The sequence below is a fragment of the Streptantibioticus silvisoli genome, assembly GCF_027947535.2.
Classification (GTDB): domain Bacteria; phylum Actinomycetota; class Actinomycetes; order Streptomycetales; family Streptomycetaceae; genus Streptantibioticus_C; species Streptantibioticus_C silvisoli.
The window spans coordinates 57,628-76,883 of sequence record NZ_JAAGKO020000036.1 but is presented as its reverse complement, the minus strand read 5'-3'; the positions used below and the strand labels follow the sequence as shown (position 1 = coordinate 76,883).

At 74.4% G+C, this 19,256-nt stretch carries 1 protein-coding gene; it reads right to left on the bottom strand.

Annotated features, from left to right (window positions below; all coding sequences use genetic code 11):
- Nucleotides 1-35: 35 nt before the first annotated feature.
- Nucleotides 36-19,238, bottom strand: a complete 19,203-nt coding sequence (locus tag POF43_RS22595) for a type I polyketide synthase (protein WP_282704721.1) — start codon at nt 19,236-19,238, stop codon at nt 36-38.
- Between the last annotated feature and the right edge of the window lie 18 nt (nt 19,239-19,256).

Genomic DNA, 19,256 nt, shown 5'->3' with positions numbered 1-19,256 from the left:
CACCGGTGGCGCGGTCCAGGACTTCGGCGGTCGTCTCACAGCACCTCCGTGATCCAGCGGTCGATCGCCGCGGCGGTCGTCTCCGCGTGTTCTATCGTCATCGTGAAGTGGTTGCCCGGCACGTCGAGGACGGTGTTGGCGAACTCCCACGAACTGCGCCAGCTGTCGTCGTCGGGAACGGCGCCCAGCGGCTCGGTGGCCCGCAGCAGCAGCGTCGGCGCCGCGACCGGCGCCCGTTCCCAACTCGTGCAGATGGCGCCGTACCAGGCCATCGCGGTGAGCCGGATGTCGTCCATCGGGACGTAGGCGCGTTCCTTTTCGAACACGCCCTCGGACAGTTCGACGTCCCACGCGGTCATCATGTCGTGGTCGAACGGATAGATGTCGGCGAGGACCAGTGCGGACGGGCCGGCGCCCATGGCTTCGAGGTGCCGGGCCAGCGCGTGGGCGAGGACCGCGCCGCCGGAGTGCCCGTACAGCACGAATCCGGCGCCGTCGGTGTGCCGCAGGATCGCCTCGGCCTGCCAGCCCATGGCCACGTCCAAGGTGGCGGGGAGCAGTTCGCCGCGGCCGTACCCGAGTTGGGACAGGCCGCAGACCTCCCGGCGGCCCCGCAGTACGGAGGCGATCCGGGCGAACTCGTGCGGGCCGCCGGCCGCGCTCGTACCGCTGCAGCACATCAGCGCGGGACCGTCGCCACCGCTGCTCAGCCGCACCAGTGGAGCCGGTGACAGCTCGGTGAGGGAGGCGGCGGTGGGCCGGAACTCGGCGGCCTTGCCGAGCAGTTCGAGGAATTCGGGGATCTTGCGGTCCTGGGCGGCCTGCCGGTAGAGCGAGTTCAGCAGGCCGATGGGGTTCTTGTCGGTCGGTGAGATGCCGAGCGCGGGTCCGGCCGCGGCGGTGCCCGCCGGCCCGGGGCCGCCCGCCGCGGGCAGTTGGCCGTGCAGGTGCCGGGCCAGTTCCAGCGGGGTGGGGTGGTCGAAGGTGAGAGTGCCGGGCAGGGACAGGCCGGTGGCGGTCCGCAGGTCGTTGCGCAGTTCGAGCGCGGTGAGCGAGTCGAAGCCGAGTTCCAGGAACCGGCGTTCGGCCTCGACCGGTTCGCTGCCGGGGTGGCCCAGGACCCGGGCGGCCGTCTCGCGCACCAGGTGCAGCAGCGTCCGGAGGCGTTCGGGTTCGGCCATGGCGGCCAGGGTGCGCCGGAACTCCTCGGTGCCGTCGGCCGGTTGGGCCGGCCGTTCGCTCTCCCGGCGGCGGGAGCGTTCGACCTCGGGCAGTTCGTCGAACAGGGCGCTGGGGCGGGCGATGGTGAAGGCGGGCATGAACAGCGCCCAGTCCACGTCGGCCACCGTGAGGCAGTGCTCGCGCCGGTCCACGGCCCGGTCCAGCGCCAGCACGGCGCCTTCGGGGTCCATGGCGAGGACCCCGTGGGCGGCGAGCCGGCCGGCCACCCCGTCGCGCCCGGAGATCCCCTTGTCGTCGGCCCACGGTCCCCAGGCGAGGGAGGTGGCGGGCAGGCCCTGCGCCGAGCGGTGGGCGGCGAGCGCGTCGAGGGAGGCGTTCGCCGCCGCGTGCGCGCTCTGCAGGCCGCCGCCCCAGACCCCGGCCGCGGAGGAGAACAGCACGAAGGCCGACAGCTCCAGGTCGCGGGTGAGTTCGTGCAGGTGCCAGGCCGCGTACGCCTTCGGGCGCAGCACCTCGGCCAGCCGCTCGGGCGTCAGGACGGCCGCCTCGGTGGCGTCGACGACTCCGGCGGCGTGCACGACGGCACTCAGCGGTGCCCGCGGGGGGACGGACGCGATCACCTCGGCGAGTGCGGCGCGGTCCGTCACGTCGCACGCGCTGACGGTGACCTCGGCGCCGGCCGCCTCCAACTCCCGTACCAGGTCGGCCGCGCCGGGTGCCGCGGGGCCGCGTCGGCTGACCAGCAGCAGGTGCCGGGCGCCCCGGCCGACGAGCCAGCGGGCGGTCCTGGCGCCGAGAGCGCCGGTGCCGCCGGTGATCAGCACGGTGCCGTCCGGGCGCCATGCGCGGCGGGCGGTGCCGGGCCCGGCGGGCACCAGGCGGCGGGTGAGGATGCCGGAGCTGCGGACGGCGAGCTGGTCCTCGGCCCCGGCGCCGCCCGACACCAGCGCCGTGACGCGGTCGACGGCCCGGGCGTCGACCGTGGCGGGCAGGTCCACCAGGCCGCCCCAGCGGTGCGGCGCCTCCAGCGCGATGACCCGGCCCAGGCCCCAGATCTGGGCCTGCCGCGCCCCGGCGAGCGGGTCGGTGGCGCTGACGGAGACCGCTCCTCGGGTGAGGCACCACAGCGGGGCCTCGATCCCGGTGTCGTGCAGTGCCTGGAAGAGGGCGAGGGTGAGGTCCAGGGCCGGCGAGTCCGGGCCGGCGCCGGACGGCTGCCCGGTCAGCCCCAGCAGCGAGATCACGCCGGTGACCGGCCGGTCGCCGTCGAGGCCGGCCAGCAGCGACTTGGCGCAGCTGTCGCGGTGGTCGCCCTCGTCCAGCGGAACGTCCACCAGGTCCGCCGCGCGTTCGCGCAGCAGCGCGAGCACCCGTTCCGCCTCGGCGCCCCCGGTGTGGGCCACCAGCCAGCGGCCGGTGAGCACGCTGCCGCGGGAGGGGTCGGTGAACGGCCGCCAGGCGGTCCGGTAGCACCAGGAGTCGACGGCCGAGCGGTCCCGGCGCTCGGAGCGCCACGCCGACAGGGCGGGCAGCACCGCGTCGAGGGCGTCGGTGGACTCCAGCCGCAGGGCGTCGGCCACGGTGGTCGTGTCGTGCGCGTCGACCGCGTTCCAGAAGTCCGCCTCGGCCGCGGCGTTCGGCGCGGCGGGGGCCGCATCGACCGCCTCGGGCCAGTACCGCTCGCGCTGGAAGGCGTAGGTGGGCAGTTCGGCGTGCCCGGCCCGCCAGCCGGCGAAGACCGCCCGCCAGTCGGGCCGCACACCGCGCACGTGCAGCCGGCTGACGGCGCGCAGTACCGCTTCGCTCTCGTCGTGGCCGGCCGGCAGCGAGGCCACCGCGACGGCCGTGTCCCCGGTCGCCTCCAGGCAGTCGCGCGCCATGGCGGTCAGGACACCGGCCGGGCCGATCTCCAGGAAGGTGGTGACGCCGGCGGCCCGCAGGGACTCCACCCCGTCGGCGAACCGGACGGTCTCGCGCACGTGGCGCACCCAGTACTCGGGGGTGCGGATCAGTGCGGCGTCGACCGGCTCCCCGGTGACGTCGGAGACGATCGGCAGCAGGGGGGCGTGGAGGTCGACGGTCCGCGCGACCGTCGCGAAGTCGTCGAGCACGGCGTCCATCAGCGGCGAGTGGAAGGCGTGCGAGACGGTGAGCCGCTTGGCGCGGTGACCCGCCGCCCGCGCCCGGGTGTGCAGTTCCTCGACGGCGTCGAGGTCGCCGGACAGCACCACCGCGGACGGTCCGTTGACGGCGGCGACACCGACCCGGTGCGACAGGTCGCCGATCAGGCCGGCCGCCCGCTCCTCCGCGATCTGCACGGCGAGCATGGCGCCGGCCGGCAGTTCCTGCATCAGCCGGCCGCGGGCGGCGACCAGGGCGCAGGCGTCGTCGAGGGACAGCACCCCGGCGACGTGGGCGGCGGCCAGCTCACCGACGGAGTGGCCGAACAGCAGGTCGGGGGTGATCCCCCACGCCTCGTACAGGCGGAAGAGCGCCACCTCGAACGCGAACAGCCCGGCCTGGGTGAACACCGTGCGGTCCAGCAGTTCGGCGTCGGGCGCACCGGGGTCGGCGAACAGCACGTCGCGCAGGGGCCGTTCGAGTGCGGGGTCCAGCCGCGCGCACACCGCGTCGAGCGCGTCGGCGAAGACGGGGAAGGCGCGGTACAACGCACGGCCCGCCCCGGCCCGTTGCGCTCCTTGACCGCTGAAGAGGAAGGCCAGCCGGCCGTCACCGCGGTCGCGCAGGACGTTCGCGGACGGCTTCTCGGCCGCCAGGTCGGTGAGCGCGCGCAGGAACCCCTCGCGGTCGGCGGCCAGGACGGCGGCCCGGTGGCCCAGGACGGCCCGGGAGGTGGCCAGCGACCTGCCGACGCCCACCACGTCCACCTCGGCCGCGGCCGCCACGTGGTCGCGCAGCCGGACGGCCTGGTCGCGCAGTCCGGACGCGGAGCGGGCGGACAGCACCCACGGCACCAGGGACGGGGCGGCCTCGGCGGCCGGGGCCTGCGGCGCCGGCTCCGGCTCCGGGGCCTGTTCGATGATGACGTGCGCGTTGGTGCCGCTGATGCCGAACGAGGAGACGGCCGCCCTGCGCGGTGCGCCGGTCCGCGGCCACGGGCGGGCCCGGTCCAGCAGCTCGACGCCACCGTCGGCCCAGTCGACGTGCGGCGTCGGTACGTCCACGTGCAGCGTGCGGGGCAGGACCTCGTTGCGGAGGGCCTCCACCATCTTGATGACGCCGGCCACCCCGGACGCCGCCTGGGTGTGCCCGATGTTGGACTTCAACGACCCCAGCCACAGCGGTCGTTCGGCCGGCCGCTGTTGCCCGTAGGTGGCCATCAGGGCCCGGGCCTCGATCGGGTCGCCCAGCGTGGTGCCGGTGCCGTGCCCCTCGACGGCGTCCACGTCGGCGGTGGTGAGCCCGGCGTTGGCGAGGGCCTGCCGGATCACCCGCTGCTGCGCGGCGCCGTTGGGGGCGGTCAGGCCGTTGGAGGCGCCGTCGGAGTTCACCGCGGACCCGCGGACCACCGCCAGCACCTGGTGGCCGTTGCGCCGGGCGTCCGACAGCCGCTCCACCAGCAGCATGCCGACGCCCTCACCCCAGCCGGTGCCGTCCGCCGCGCCGGCGAACGACTTGCACCGGCCGTCGGCCGCCAGGCCGTTCTGCCGGCTGAACTCCACGAACGCGGCGGGCACCGCCATCACCGTCACACCGCCGACCAGCGCGAGCGAGCACTCGCCGCTGCGCAGCGCCTGCGCGGCGAGGTGCAGCGCCACCAGGGAAGACGAGCACGCCGTGTCCGCGGTGACCGCGGGGCCCTCCAGGCCGAAGGTGTAGGCGACGCGGCCGGAGATGACGCTGTTGGAACTGCCGGTGAGCGCGTGCCCGGCCGCCTCGGCGGGCAGCGGCGTGACCGAGCCGTAGCCGGACGCCGACGCCCCGACGAACACGCCGGTGGGCGTGCCGTGCAGCGAGTGCGGGTCCATACCGGCGCGTTCCAGCAGCTCCCAGGACGCCTCCAGCAGCAGGCGCTGCTGCGGGTCCATCGCCAGTGCCTCGCGCGGCGAGATCCCGAACAGCGCGGCGTCGAAGTCCGCCACGTCGTGGACGAAGCCGCCCTCCATCGTGTGGTCGCCGCCCAGCACGCCCTCCCAGCCGCGGTCCGCCGGGAAGGCGGAGATGCCGTCGGCCTCGGCCGCGACGAGGTCCCACAGCCGTTCGGGGGAATGCGCACCGCCCGGGTAGCGGCAGCTCATCGCGACGATCGCGATCGGCTCGTCGAGCGGGGTCGCGGCGACGGCCGGCGCCGGGGCGGCGGCCGGATGGGCGGTGAGGCCGCCGTCCGTCGCGAGGTCGTCGAGCAGCTGACGGCTCAGCGCCAGCGGGGTCGGGAAGTCGAACAGCAACGTGGTCGGCAGCCGCAGTCCGGTCGCGGCGGCGATCCGGTTGCGGGCCTGCACCGCGGTGAGCGAGTCGATGCCGAAGTCGCGGAAGGCACGGTTGGCCTCGACCGCCTCGGTGTCGGGGTAGCCGAGGACGGCGGCCGTCTCCTTGCGCACGAGTTCGAGCACCGCGTGCAACCGCTCGTTGGCGGGCAGCCCGGCCAGCCGGCCGATCAGGGCCGCCGCCGGTGCCGCGTCGCCGGCCGGCGCTCCCGCGTCGCCGACGGCCAGCGCCGCGCGGACCTCGGGCAGCTCGCCGAGCAGCGGGCTGGGCCGTACGGAGGCGAAGGCGGGCGCGAACCGGTCCCACGCCACGTCGGCGACGGTCACGCAGGGCTCGCCGTCGTCGATCGCCTCCGCGAGGGCGGCCAGGCACACCTGCGGCGGCATCTGGCGGATGCCGCGGTCGGCCAGGTACTCCCCCGCCCCGTCGCGGGTCGCCATGCCCGCCTGCGCCCACGCACCCCACGACACCGCCGTCGCGACCAGGCCGCGGGAGCGGCGCCACTCGGCGAGCGCGTCCAGGGCGGCGTTCGCCGCGGCGTATCCGGCCTGGTTCGCGCCGCCCCACACTCCGGCGACGGAGGAGAACAGGACGAACATCTCCAGCGGCGTGTCGCCGAGGAGGTCGTGCAGGTTGGCCGCGCCGGTCACCTTGGCCCGCAGCTCGTCGGCGAGGTCCGCCGGCTCGATGTCGGACAGCGCCACCGTGCGGGCCACACCGGCGGCGTGCACCACACCGGTGACCGGGTGCTCGGCCAGCAGCGCGGACAGCGCCGCGCGGTCGGCGACGTCGCAGGCGGCGACGGTGGCCGTGGCCCCCAGGCCGGCCAGTTCCGCCACGAGCGCGGCGGCGCCCGGCGCGTCCGGGCCGCCGCGGCTGGTCAGCACCAGGTGCCCGGCGCCCTGCCCGGCCAGCCACCTGGCGACCTCGGCGCCCAGCGCGCCGGTTCCGCCGGTGATCAGCACCGGACCGGTGAGCGGGCGCGGCGCGCGGCGGGCGCCGGACCGCGGCGCGCGCAGCAGCCGCCGGACGAGGACGCCCGCGGCCCGTACCGCCACCTGGTCCTCGCCGGTGCCCGCGAGGACCTGGGCGAGCCGGTCCCCGGCGCGGGGGTCCAAGCTCTCCGGCAGGTCGACCAGGCCACCCCAGCGGCTCGGGAACTCCAGCGCCGCCGACCGGCCGAACCCCCAGGTCTGGGCCTGCGCGAACCCGGTCGGCGGATCGGAGCGGCCGGTCGAGACGGCACCCCGGGTGGCGCACCACAGCGGCGCGGCGACCCGGATGTCGCCGAGCGCCTGGGCCAGGGCCGTGTTCCCGGCGAGTCCGGCCGACAGCCCGCAGTCCGTGGTCCGCTCGTCCAGCCCGAGCAGCGACAGCACTCCGCCGACCTCGGTCCCGGTCGCCGCCCGGTGCAGGCGGTCGGCGAACTCCCAGCGGTCCGGGTCCGCGTCCGCCATCACGACCTCGGCGACCCGGGCTCCGTGCCGGGTCAGCACGTCGAGCACCGGATGACCGGCGTGCCCGGCCGGCACCGCGACGAGCCAGGTCCCGGACAGCCGGCCGCTGCCCAGTGCGGTGGCCGGCCGCCAACTCACCTGATACCGCAGGGAGTCGACGGCCGACAGCTCGGCCGCCACCGGCGGCACGGCGAGGGCACGCTCCGGCCAGTACTGCTGGTGCTGGAAGGCGTACGTGGGCAGGTCGACCCGGCGGCCACCGAACGGCTTCAACACCGCACGCCAGTCCACCGGCAACCCGTGCACATAACCCTCGGCCAACGCCATCAACCACCGCTGCGTGCCGCCCTCACCACGCCGCAACGTCCCCAGCACCGCAGCCGCCGCACCCACCTCCGCAACGGTCTCCTCCACGCCCACCGTCAGCACCGGATGCGCGCTGACCTCCACGAACAACGACCGGCCCGCCTCCAGCAGACTCCGCGTCACCCCCTCGAACTCCACCGTCTCCCGCAAATTCCGATACCAGTACTCCGCATCCAGACCCACGGTATCCATCAACCCACCGGTCACCCCGGAGTAGTACGGCACCCGCGACGACTGCGGCGTAACCGCCAACTCCACCAGCAAACGCTCCCGAATCCGCTCCACATGCACCGAATGCGACGCGTAATCCACCGGAACCCGACGCGCCCTGACCCCCCGCTCCTCACACAACCGGAGCAACTCGTCCAGCGCGGCAGCATCACCCGACACCACCGTCGACGACGGACCATTCACCGCCGCCACCGAGATCCCCGCACCCCACCGGCCAATCAACTCCACAACGTCCGCGCGCGATTGGGCCACCGACACCATCCCACCCAACCCCGACAACACCTCACCAATAGCCCGACTCCGCAACGCCACCACCCGCGCGCCATCCTCCACACTCAACCCACCCGCCACCACCGCAGCCGCAATCTCACCCTGCGAATGACCGACGACAGCGGACGGCACCACACCGGCGGAACGCCACAACCCCGCCAACGACACCATCACCGCCCACAACACCGGCTGCACCACATCAACGCGATCGAACCACGCCGCACCCTCATCACCCCCGGCGCGCAACACCTCCAGCAACGACCAATCCACGAACACACTCAGCGCCCGCTCGCACTCCTCCACCCGCTCCCGGAACACCGGTGAGGCGTCAAGCAACTCCCGCGCCATCCCCACCCACTGCGAACCCTGCCCCGGGAAGACGAACACCGCACCACCGGAACCCACCTCACCCACCCGACGCACCACACCCGGCGCCTCCCCACCCGACACCAACCGCTCCAACCCACCCCGCAACACCTCAACATCAGAACCCAGCACCACCGCACGATGCTCCAACACCGCACGCGACGACACCAACGACCACGCCACATCCACCACACCCGGCACGACCGCCGCCTCCGACACACCCTCCAACAGCCCGAGCAACCGCTCCGCCTGACCAGCCAACGCACCCGCCGAACCACCGGACAACACCCACGGCACCACAACAGCCCCAGCCACAGCCGCAGCCGCCGCAGGAGCCAGGACATCCGACGCGGCAAGGTCGTCCGACGGAGCCAGGTCCTCCGAAGGGGCAAGGACCTCCGACGGGGCCTCGTCCGCCACCTCGACCGAAGCCGCCTCCACGATCACGTGCGCGTTCGTGCCGCTCACCCCGAACGACGAAACACCCGCCCGGCGCGGACGCCCCTCCACCGCCGGCCACTCCCGCGCCTCGGTGAGCAACTCCACCGCACCGGACGCCCAGTTCACGTGCGGCGACGGCGCGTCCACATGCAACGTCGCGGGCAGCACACCCTGCCGCATCGCCATCACCATCTTGATCACACCGGCCACACCCGAAGCAGCCTGCGTATGACCGATGTTCGACTTCACCGAACCCAACCACAACGGCCGCTCCGCAGGCCGCTCCTGCCCATAGGTCGCCAACAGCGCGTGCGCCTCGATCGGGTCGCCGAGGGTCGTCCCCGTGCCGTGCGCCTCCACCGCGTCGACGTCGCCCGCGGACAGCCGCGAGTTCACCAGCGCCTGCCGGATCACCCGCTCCTGCGACGGACCGTTCGGCGCCGTCAACCCGTTCGACGCACCATCCTGATTCACCGCACTGCCCCGCACCACCGCCAACACCCGATGACCATTACGCCGCGCATCCGACAACCGCTCCACCAGCAACACACCCACACCCTCACCCCACCCCGTACCATCCGCACCCGCCGCGAACGACTTGCACCGCCCATCAGCCGCCAACCCACGCTGCGCACTGAACTCCGCAAAAATCCCCGGCGTCGCCATCACCGTCACACCACCCGCCAACGCCAACGAACACTCACCACCCCGCAACGCCTGCACCGCAAGATGCAACGCCACCAACGACGACGAACACGCCGTATCCACCGTCATCGCGGGGCCTTCGAGACCGAACGTGTACGACACCCGGCCGGAGAGCACGCTCGCGGCGTTGCCGGTGCCCAGGTGGCCTTCCAGGTCCTGCGAGGCGCCGATCAGCAGCGAGCTGTAGGTCTGGCCGTTGGTACCGGCGAACACCCCGGTGCGGCTGCCGCGCAGTGAGGTCGGGTCCATCCCGGCGCGTTCGAAGGCCTCCCAGCAGGCTTCCAGCAGCAGGCGCTGCTGCGGGTCCATCGCCAGCGCCTCACGCGGCGAGATCCCGAACAGCCGGGCGTCGAACCGCCCCGCGTCGTGCAGGAAGCCGCCCTCCTTGGTGTACGAGGTTCCGGGGTTGTCGGGGTCCGGGTGGTAGAGGGACTCCAGGTCCCAGCCGCGGTTGACCGGGAAGCCGGACATGGCGTCCGTGCCTTCGGCCACCAGGTGCCACAGGTCCTCCGGCGAGGCGACCCCGCCCGGGAACCGGCAGCTCATGCCGACGATGGCGATCGGCTCGTCGTGGGCCGCCGCCACCACGACGGGTGCGTCGGCGCGGCCCTGGACGCCGGTGAGCCGGGAGTTGAGGTGTTCGGCGAGCGCGGTGGGCGTGGGGTGGTCGAAGATCAGGCCGGCGGGCAGCGCGAGCCCGGTGGCCGCGCCGAGCAGGTTGCGCAGTTCCAGCGCGGTCAGCGAGTCGAAGCCGAGGTCGCGGAACGGGCGCCCGGTCGCTATCGCGCCGGCCGAGCCGTGGCCCAGCACGAGCGCGACGTGTTCGAGCACCAGGTCCAGCAGCGCCTGTCGGCGTTCGTCGGCCGAACCGCCCGCGAGGCGGGCCGCCAGGGCCGCGGCCCGGCCGTCGCCCGCGGGTTCGGCGGAGGCACCCGCGGCCCGCTGGAGTTCGGGCAGCGCGCTCAGGAGCGGGCTGGGCCGGGTGGCGGTGAAGCGGGGGGCGAACAGCGGCCAGTCAACGTCCGCCACGACGACGCACTCGTCCCGGTGGCCCAGGGCCCGGCCCATCGCGGCGAGCGCCGCCTCGGGTGCCATGGCCGGGACGCCGGCCCGGCGCATGCGGTCGGCGTCCGCCTCGTCGGCGGCCATGCCGGTGCCGGCCCAGGCCCCCCACGCGAGGGCGGTGCCCGCGAGGCCGTCCTGGCGGCGGCGGGCCACGAGTGCGTCGAGGTAGGCGTTGGCGGCGGCGTAGGCGCCCTGTCCGGCGTTGCCGAGCGTGCCGGCCAGGGAGGAGAAGACCACGAAGTCGCCCAGGCCCATGTCCCGGGTCAGTTCGTCCAGGTGGGACGCGGCGAGGGCCTTGGCGTCCAGCACGGACCGCAGTTGCTCCGGCCGGACGGATTCCAGTACGCCGTCGTCCAGTACGCCGGCGGTGTGGAAGACGGCGTCCACCGGGTGCGCCGCCAGGACTTCGGCCAGCGCGTCGCGGTCGGCGGCGTCGCAGGCCAGGACGGTCGCCTCGGCGCCGGTGGCGGCCAGTTCCGCGACGAGTCCGGCGGCGCCGGGGGCGGTGTCGCCGCGGCGGCTGATCAGCACCAGGCGGCCGGTGCCGCGGTCGGCGAGCCAGCGGGCGACCCGTGAGCCCAGTGCGCCGGTCCCTCCGGTGACCAGTGCGGATCGCGGGGCGGTCCAGGACTCGGCCGGCTCCTGGTCGGCCCCGAGCGGGGCGTGGTGCAGGCGGCGGCCGAACGCGCCGGCGCCGCGCACGGCGACCTGGTCCTCGCCGGTGTCCGCGGCCAGCAGCTGCGCGAGCCGGTCACCGGCGCGTTCGTCGAGCTGCTCGGGCAGGTCCACCAGTCCGCCCCAGCGGTGCGGGGACTCCAGCGCCGCCACCCGGCCCAGCCCCCACAGGGCGGCCTGTCCGGGGTCGGCCGGCCGGTCGGAGCGGACCGCCGCGACCGCGCCGCGGGTCGCGCACCACAAGGGTGCGGCGACGCCCGCCGCGCCGAGGGCCCGCAGCAGGGCGACGGTGGACGCCAGTGCGTGCCATCCGGGGCGGTCGTCCGGCGCGAGCAGCGACAACACGCCGGTGACATCGCCGTGTTGGTCGGTCAGGGCGGTGAGGCGCCGGGTGAGTTCCGTTGAATCGTCGCCGGTGACGGTCTCCATGACGGCCGAGGCGCCCGAGCGCCGCAGCGCCGCCGCCACGTCGGCGCCGGTGGGCGCGGTCTCCTGCCCTACGAGGACCAGCCAGGTGCCGGTCAGTGCGCCGGTGGTCTCCGGGAGCGCCTGCCAGTCGACGCGGTAGCGCCAGGCGTCCGCGGTGGACTGTTCGCGGTGCTTGCGGCGCCAGGCGGACAGCGCGGGCAGCACGGCGTCGAGCCCGGCCTGCCCGTCGAGGCCCAGTGCGCCGGTGAGGGACTCCAGGTCCTCGCGTTCGACCGCCTCCCAGAACCGTTCCTCGACCGCGTCGCCGGTCAGGACTGCGCGGTCCGGGGCGGCGGCGGTGAAGGTGGGCCAGTACCGCTGGCGGTGGAAGGCGTAGGTGGGCAGCGGCACTTGGCGGCCGTTCCAGGGTGCGAAGACCAGCGGCCAGTCGACGGGGACACCGTTGACGTGCGCGACCGACAGCGCGGTGAACAGGGTCCGCGTCTCGTCCCGGTCGAGGCGCAGCACGGGTGCCACGGCCGCCTCGGTGTCCGCCAGGCAGATCCGCGCCATCGCGCTGAGCACGCCGTCGGGGCCGAGTTCCAGGTAGGTGCGGACGCCCTCGTCGTGCAACGCCCTTACGCCGTCGGCGAATCGCACGGTCTCGCGCACGTGCCGTACCCAGTATCCCGGCGTACGGATCAGCTCGGCGTCGACCACCTGGCCGGTCAGGTCGGACACGATCGGCAACCGCGGCGCCTCGAACGCCAACTCACCGATAGCAACCGCGAACTCGTCGAGCATCGCCTCCATGCGGGGCGAGTGGAACGCGTGCGAAACGGCCAACCGCTTCACCCGACGCCCCGCCGCACGCCACACCGACTCCAGCTCCGCTATCACATCCTCATCACCGGAAACCACCACCGACGACGGCCCGTTCACCGCCGCCACACTCACCTCGGGACGGTCCTCGATCTCCGCGACGACGTCCGCCTCGGCAGCCTCCACCGCCAACATCGCCCCACCCGCCGGCAACGCCTGCATCAACCGGCCCCGAGCACCCACCAACACACACGCATCATCCAACGACAACACACCCGCCACATGCGCCGCCGCCACCTCACCGATCGAATGACCCAGCAAGAAGTCCGGCGTCACACCCCACGACTCCACCAACCGGAACAACGCCACCTCAAGCGCGAACAACCCCGCCTGCGTATAAGCCGTCCGATCCAACAACGCACCATCGCCGAACATCACCTCACGCAACGGACGGTCCAACTCCCCGTCCAACCCCGCACACACCGCGTCCAACGCCTCCGCGAACACCGGGAACGCGTCGTACAACCCGGCACCCATACCGGCATGTTGCGCACCCTGACCGGTGAACAGGAAGGCGGTCAGGCCCGGTCCCGCGGTGCCGCGTACGACGCCGGGCGCGGGACGGTCCTGTGCCAGTGCCGCCAGGCCGGCGAGGAACTCCTCGCGGTCCGAGGCGAGTACGACGGCGCGGTGGTCGAGGTCGGCGCGGGCGGCGACCAGGGAGAGTCCGATGTCCTGCGGGCGCAGTTCGGGGTGGGCGGCGACCAGCGCCGCGAGCCGTTCGCCCTGTCCGGCGAGGACCTCCGCGGTGTCGGCGGAGACCAGCCACGGCACCAGGCCGGGGGTGAACTCCTGTTGTCCGGCCGGGAGTTCACCGGCCGGCGCCGGGAGCGGTTCCTGCTCGGGGGCCTGCTCGATGATGGTGTGCGCGTTGGTGCCGCTGATCCCGAACGAGGAGATGCCCGCCCTGCGCGGTCCGTCGGTGCGCGGCCAGGGGCGGGTCTCGGTGAGCAGTTCGACGGCGCCGGCCGTCCAGTCCACGTGCGGGGACGGCTCGTCCACGTGCAGCGTCATGGGCAGTTCGCCGTGCCGGATGGCCATGACCATCTTGATCAGCCCCGCGACGCCTGCCGCGGCCTGGGTGTGGCCGATGTTGGACTTCACCGATCCCAGCCACAGCGGCCGGTCACCGGGGCGGTCCTGGCCGTAGGTGGCCAGCAGTGCCTGCGCCTCGATGGGGTCGCCGAGCGTGGTGCCGGTGCCGTGCGCCTCCACGGCGTCCACGTCACCGGGGGCGAGTCCGGCGCCGGCGAGTGCCTGGCGGATCACCCGTTGCTGGGCCAGGCCGTTGGGCGCGGTCAGGCCGTTGGAGGTGCCGTCGGAGTTGATGGCGGAGCCGCGGACCGTCGCCAGCACCTGGTGGCCGTTGCGCCGGGCGTCCGACAGCCGCTCGACCAGCAGCATGCCGACGCCCTCGCCCCAGCCGGTGCCGTCGGCGGCGGCGGCGAAGGACTTGCAGCGGCCGTCGGAGGACATGCCGCGCTGGCTGCTGAACTCGATGAAGATGCTGGGGCTGGACAGCACGGACACGCCGCCGGCCAGCGCGAGGTCGCACTCGCCGCGGCGCAGCGCCTGCACCGCGAGGTGCAGTGCGACCAGCGACGAGGAGCAGGCGGTGTCGACGGTGACGGCCGGGCCTTCCAGGCCGAAGACGTAGGCCACCCGGCCGGAGACCACGCTGGGCGAGCCGCCGGTGGCCAGGTAGCCGTCGGTGGACTCGCCGGAGGCGGACAGCAGGCTGATGTAGTCCTGGCCGCCGGTGCCGGCGAAGACCGCGGTCTGGCTGCCGCGCAGTGACCGCGGGTCCATCCCGGCGCGTTCGAAGACCTCCCAGGACGTCTCCAGCAGCAGCCGCTGCTGGGGGTCCATGGCCAGGGCCTCGCGCGGCGAGATGCCGAACAGCGCGGCGTCGAACTGCGTGGCGTCGGGCACGAAGCCGCCGTCGCGCGCGTAGCTGGTGCCGGGGTGGTCGGGGTCGGGGTGGTAGAGCGCGTCGAGGTCCCAGCCGCGGTCGTGCGGCAGGCCGGTCATCGCGTCGGTACCGTTGCGCACCAGGTCCCACAGGTCCTCGGGGGAGCGTACTCCGCCCGGGTAGCGGCAGCTCATGCCGACGATGGCGATGGTCTCGTCGGTGTCCGCGGCGACGGCGGCGCGCTGCTGGGGTGCCGCGGTCCGCGCGGCCGGCTCCAGGAGCCGCGTGCCGAGGTAGCGGGACAGCTCGGTGCAGTTCGGGTAGTCGAACACGACGGTCGCGGGCACCCGAAGGCCGGTGGTCAGGGTGAGCCGGTTGCGCAGTTCGACGGAGCCGGCGGAGGACAGGCCGAGGTTCTGGAACGGCTGGCCGGGTTCGACCTCGTCGACGGAGTCGTAGCCGAGTACGAGCCGGACCTGGTCGCGTACCAGGCCCAGCAGGGCCCGGTTGCGTTCGGCCTCGGTGGCCTCGCGCAGCGTGCGCACCAGCGGCGGGACGTCGGCCGCGGACTCCTCCTGGGCGGGGGTGTCCGTGCTTTTCGGTGCCTGCTGCCGCAGGTCGGGCACGTCGTCGATGAGGTGGGTGGGGTTGGTGGCGCCGAAGAAGTAGGAGAACGTCTCCCAGCGGATGTCGGCGACGACGACAGCGGTGTCGTCGTGGTCGAGGGCCTGCTGGAGTCCGGCGATCGCGAGTTCCGGTGCCATCCGCGGGATGCCGTGCCGGGCCATGGCGTCGCCGATGTCGCCCTCGGCCATGCCGGCGCCGTCCCACGAGCCCCAGGCGATGGAGGTGGCGGGCAGCCCCGCGGCCCTGCGGTACTGGGCGAGGGCGTCCAGGTAGGCGTTGCCGGGGCCGTAGTTGCCCTCGCCGGCCGCGCCGAAGATGCCGGCCATGGAGGAGAAGAGCACGAACGCGGTCAGGTCGTGGTCGCGGGTCAGTTCGTGCAGGTTGATCGCGATGCGGCGCTTCGCGCGCAGGGCGTTGCCCATCCGCTCGACGGTGAGGGAGTCGAGGATGCTGGAGTCGACGACGCCGGCGGCGTGGAAGACGGCGGTGAGCGGGGCTTCGGCGGGGAGGTCGGCGAGCAGGCCGGCGAGGACGTCGCGGTCGGCCGGGTCCGCCGCCGCGAGGGTCACCCGGGTGCCGAGAGCGGTGAGTTCGGCGACGAGTTCGCCGGCGCCGGGGGCGGCGGCGCCGCGGCGGCTGATGAGCAGCAGGTGCTCGGCGCCCTCGCGGGCGAGCCAGCGGGCCACGTGGGTGCCGATGCCGCCGGTGGCGCCGGTGACCAGCACGGTGCCGGAGGGCTTCCACGCGCGGCGCGCAGAGGTGCCGGTGACCAGGGCCCGGGTCAGGCGCGGCACGAGGACGCCGTCGGCGCGCAGCGCGACCTGGTCCTCGCCCGCCCGGCCGGCCAGCACGCCGGGCAGCCAGGAGGCGGCACGGTCGCCGGCCGCGTCGGCCAGGTCGATCAGGCCGCCCCAGCGGGGGTACTCGTTGGCGGCGATCCGCCCGAAGCCCCACACCAGTGCCTGGACGGGGTCGGTGAGCCGGTCGCCGGGGCCGGTCGAGACGGCTCCGCGGGTGGCGCACCACAGCGGTGCGTCGATGCGCGCGTCGTGCAGGGCCTGGAGCAGGGTCAGGGTGTCGGCCAGTCCGGCCGGGACGTCCTGCTGACCGGGGTGGGGTGCCTCGTTGAGGGCGAGCAGTGACAGCACGCCGGCCGGTTGCCGGTCGCCGGTCAGCTCGCGCAGCCGGGTGGCGAGCGTGTGGCGGTCGCTGCCGGCCGCGGGCAGTTCGCAGGCGATGACGGTGGCGCCGGCGGCTTGCAGGGCGGCACGGCAGGAGGCCACCGACGGGTCGTCTGCGGTGCCGGCCGCGATGGGCAGCAGCCAGTCGCCGGCCAGGGTGGCCGGCGCGACCGGTGAGGGCTTCCAGAAGATCTCGTAGCGCCACGAGGAGGGCGCTGAGGCGTTCGGGTCCAGCGGCGCGAGCCCGAGGGACAGCGTTTCGAGCCAGTAGCGTCTGCGCTGGAACGCGTAGGTGGGCAGGTCGATCCGCCGGGCGCCCGAACCCTCGTACAGCGCCTGCCAGTTGACGTTGACGCCGTGCACGTACGCCTCGGCCAGGGCCTTGAGCCAGCGTTCCCGGCCGCCCTCGCCGCGCCGCAGGGTGCCGAGCACTGCGGCGCGCGCCCCGGCGTCCTCGACGGTCTCCGACAGTCCGCCGGTGAGCACCGGGTGGGCGCTCATCTCGATGAACAGTGAGCGCCCCTCCCCCAGCAGGACCCGTGTGGTCTCCTCGAACAGCACCTCGCGGCGCAGGTTGTCGAACCAGTACGCCGCGTCGAGGGACGCCGTGTCGGCGCGTCCGCCGGTGACCGCGGAGTAGAACGGCACCGTCGCCGCCCGCGGGGCGACCGGGGCCAGGTCCCGCAGCAGCCGGTCGTGGATGCGTTCGACCTGGGCGGAGTGCGAGGCGTAGTCCACCGGGATGCGGCGGGCCCGGATCTGCCGTTCCGCGCACGCGGCGAGCAGTTCGCCGAGCGCGCCCGCGTCGCCGGAGACCACCGTGGAGGTGCGCCCGTTGACCGCGGCGACCGAGATGTCCTCGCCCCACGGGCCCAGCAGTTGCACCACGTCGGCGCGCGGCAGGGCGACCGACACCATGCCGCCGGGGCCGGAGAGCACCTCGCCGATCAGGCGGCTGCGCAGCGCCACCACGCGCGCGCCGTCGTCGACGCTGAGCGCGCCCGCGACCACGGCCGCGGCGATCTCGCCCTGCGAATGGCCCACCACGGCGGCCGGGGCCACCCCGACCGAGCGCCACAGCTGCGCCAGCGACACCATCACGGCCCACAGGACCGGCTGGACGACGTCGACCCGGTCCAGCCAGGCGGCGCCCTCGTCGCCCTCGGCCCGCAGCACCTCCACCAGCGACCAGTCCACGAACGCGTTCAGCGCGCGCTCGCACTCCTCGACGCTTTCGCGGAAGACCGGTGAGGTCTCCAGCAGTCCCACCGCCATGCCCACCCACTGCGAGCCCTGGCCGGGGAAGACGAACACCGCCTCGCCGCGGCCCATGTCGCCGGTGCGGCACACCACACCGGGGCCCTCCTGGCCGTCGGCCAGTGCCGCCAGGCCGCGGGCGAGCTCCTCGGTGTCGGTGCCCAGGACGACCGCGCGGTGCTCCAGCGCCGCCCGGGTGGCGACCAGCGACAGCCCCACGTCGGCCGGGTCGGCGCCGTCCGCGCCGGACAGTTCCTCGACCCGGCGCAGCAGTCGTGCCGCCTGGCCGCGCAGCGCGCCCGCCGTCTTGCCGGACACCACCCACGGGACCGGTCCGCCGGCGGACCGTCCGGGCGCGGGCTCGTCGTCCGCGGGCGCGGCGGTCTCGGGGGGCTGTTCGATGATCAGGTGGGCGTTGGTGCCGCTCACGCCGAACGAGGAGACGCCGGCCCGGCGCGGTTCGCCGGTGCGCGGCCACGGGCGGGCCCGGGTCAGCAGTTCGACCTCGCCGGCCGACCAGTCCACGTGCGGGGACGGCTCGTCGGCGTGCAGGGTCTTGGGCAGCACGCCGTGCCGCATCGCCATGACCATCTTGATGACGCCGCCGACCCCGGCCGCGGCCTGGGTGTGGCCGATGTTGGACTTCAGCGATCCCAGCCACAGCGGCCGGTCCGCCGGGCGTTCCCGGCCGTACGTCGCCAGCAGTGCCTGGGCCTCGATCGGGTCGCCCAGTACGGTTCCGGTGCCGTGCGCCTCGACCACGTCGACGTCCGCCGCGGACAGCCGGGCGCTGGCCAGCGCCTGCCGGATCACCCGCTGCTGGGAGGGGCCGTTCGGCGCGGTCAGCCCGCTGGAGGCGCCGTCCTGGTTGACGGCGGAACCGCGGACCACCGCGAGCACCGGGTGCCCGTTGCGCCGGGCGTCCGACAGCCGCTCCAGCAGCAGCATGCCGACGCCCTCGCCCCAGCCGCTGCCGTCGGCGTCCGCGCCGAACGCCTTGCAGCGGCCGGCGGGCGACAGGCCGCCGGACATGCCGAAGTCGACGAAGGTGTTCGGGGTGATCATCACCGCGACACCGCCGGCCAGCGCGAGGCTGCACTCGCCGCTGCGCAGCGCCTGGCCGGCCAGGTGCACCGCCACCAGCGACGAGGAGCACGCGGTGTCGATGGTGACGGCGGGGCCCTCCAGGCCGAGGGTGTAGGAGATCCGGCCGGTCACGACGCTGGGGGCGCTTCCGGTGCCGAGGTAGTTCGCCACGCCCTCGGGGATGTCGAGCACCCGGGAGGCGTACTCGTTGTACATCACGCCGGCGAACACCCCGGTGCGGCTGCCGCGCAGCGACAGCGGGTCGATGCCGGCGCGCTCCAGCGCCTCCCAGGAGGTCTCCAGCATCAGCCGCTGCTGGGGGTCCATCGCGAGGGCCTCGCGCGGGGAGATGCCGAACAGCGACGGGTCGAAGTCCGCGACGTCGTAGAGGAATCCGCCCTCGCGGGTGAAGGAGGCACCGTCGGCGTCGGCCGCGTCGAAGAACCGCATGTCCCAGCCGCGGTCGCCGGGGAAGCCGGCGATCGCGTCGGTGCCGTCGGACACCAGCTGCCACAGGGCCTCGGGGCTGTCGACACCGCCGGGGTAGCGGCAGGCCATGCCGACGATCGCGATGGGCTCGTGGTCGGCGGCCTCCACCGCGCGCAGCCGCTGGCGGACCTGGGTCAGCTCGGTGGTCGCCCGCTTGAGGTACTCCCGGAGCTTGTCTTCATTCGCCACGGGGGCCTCCTGCGGTCA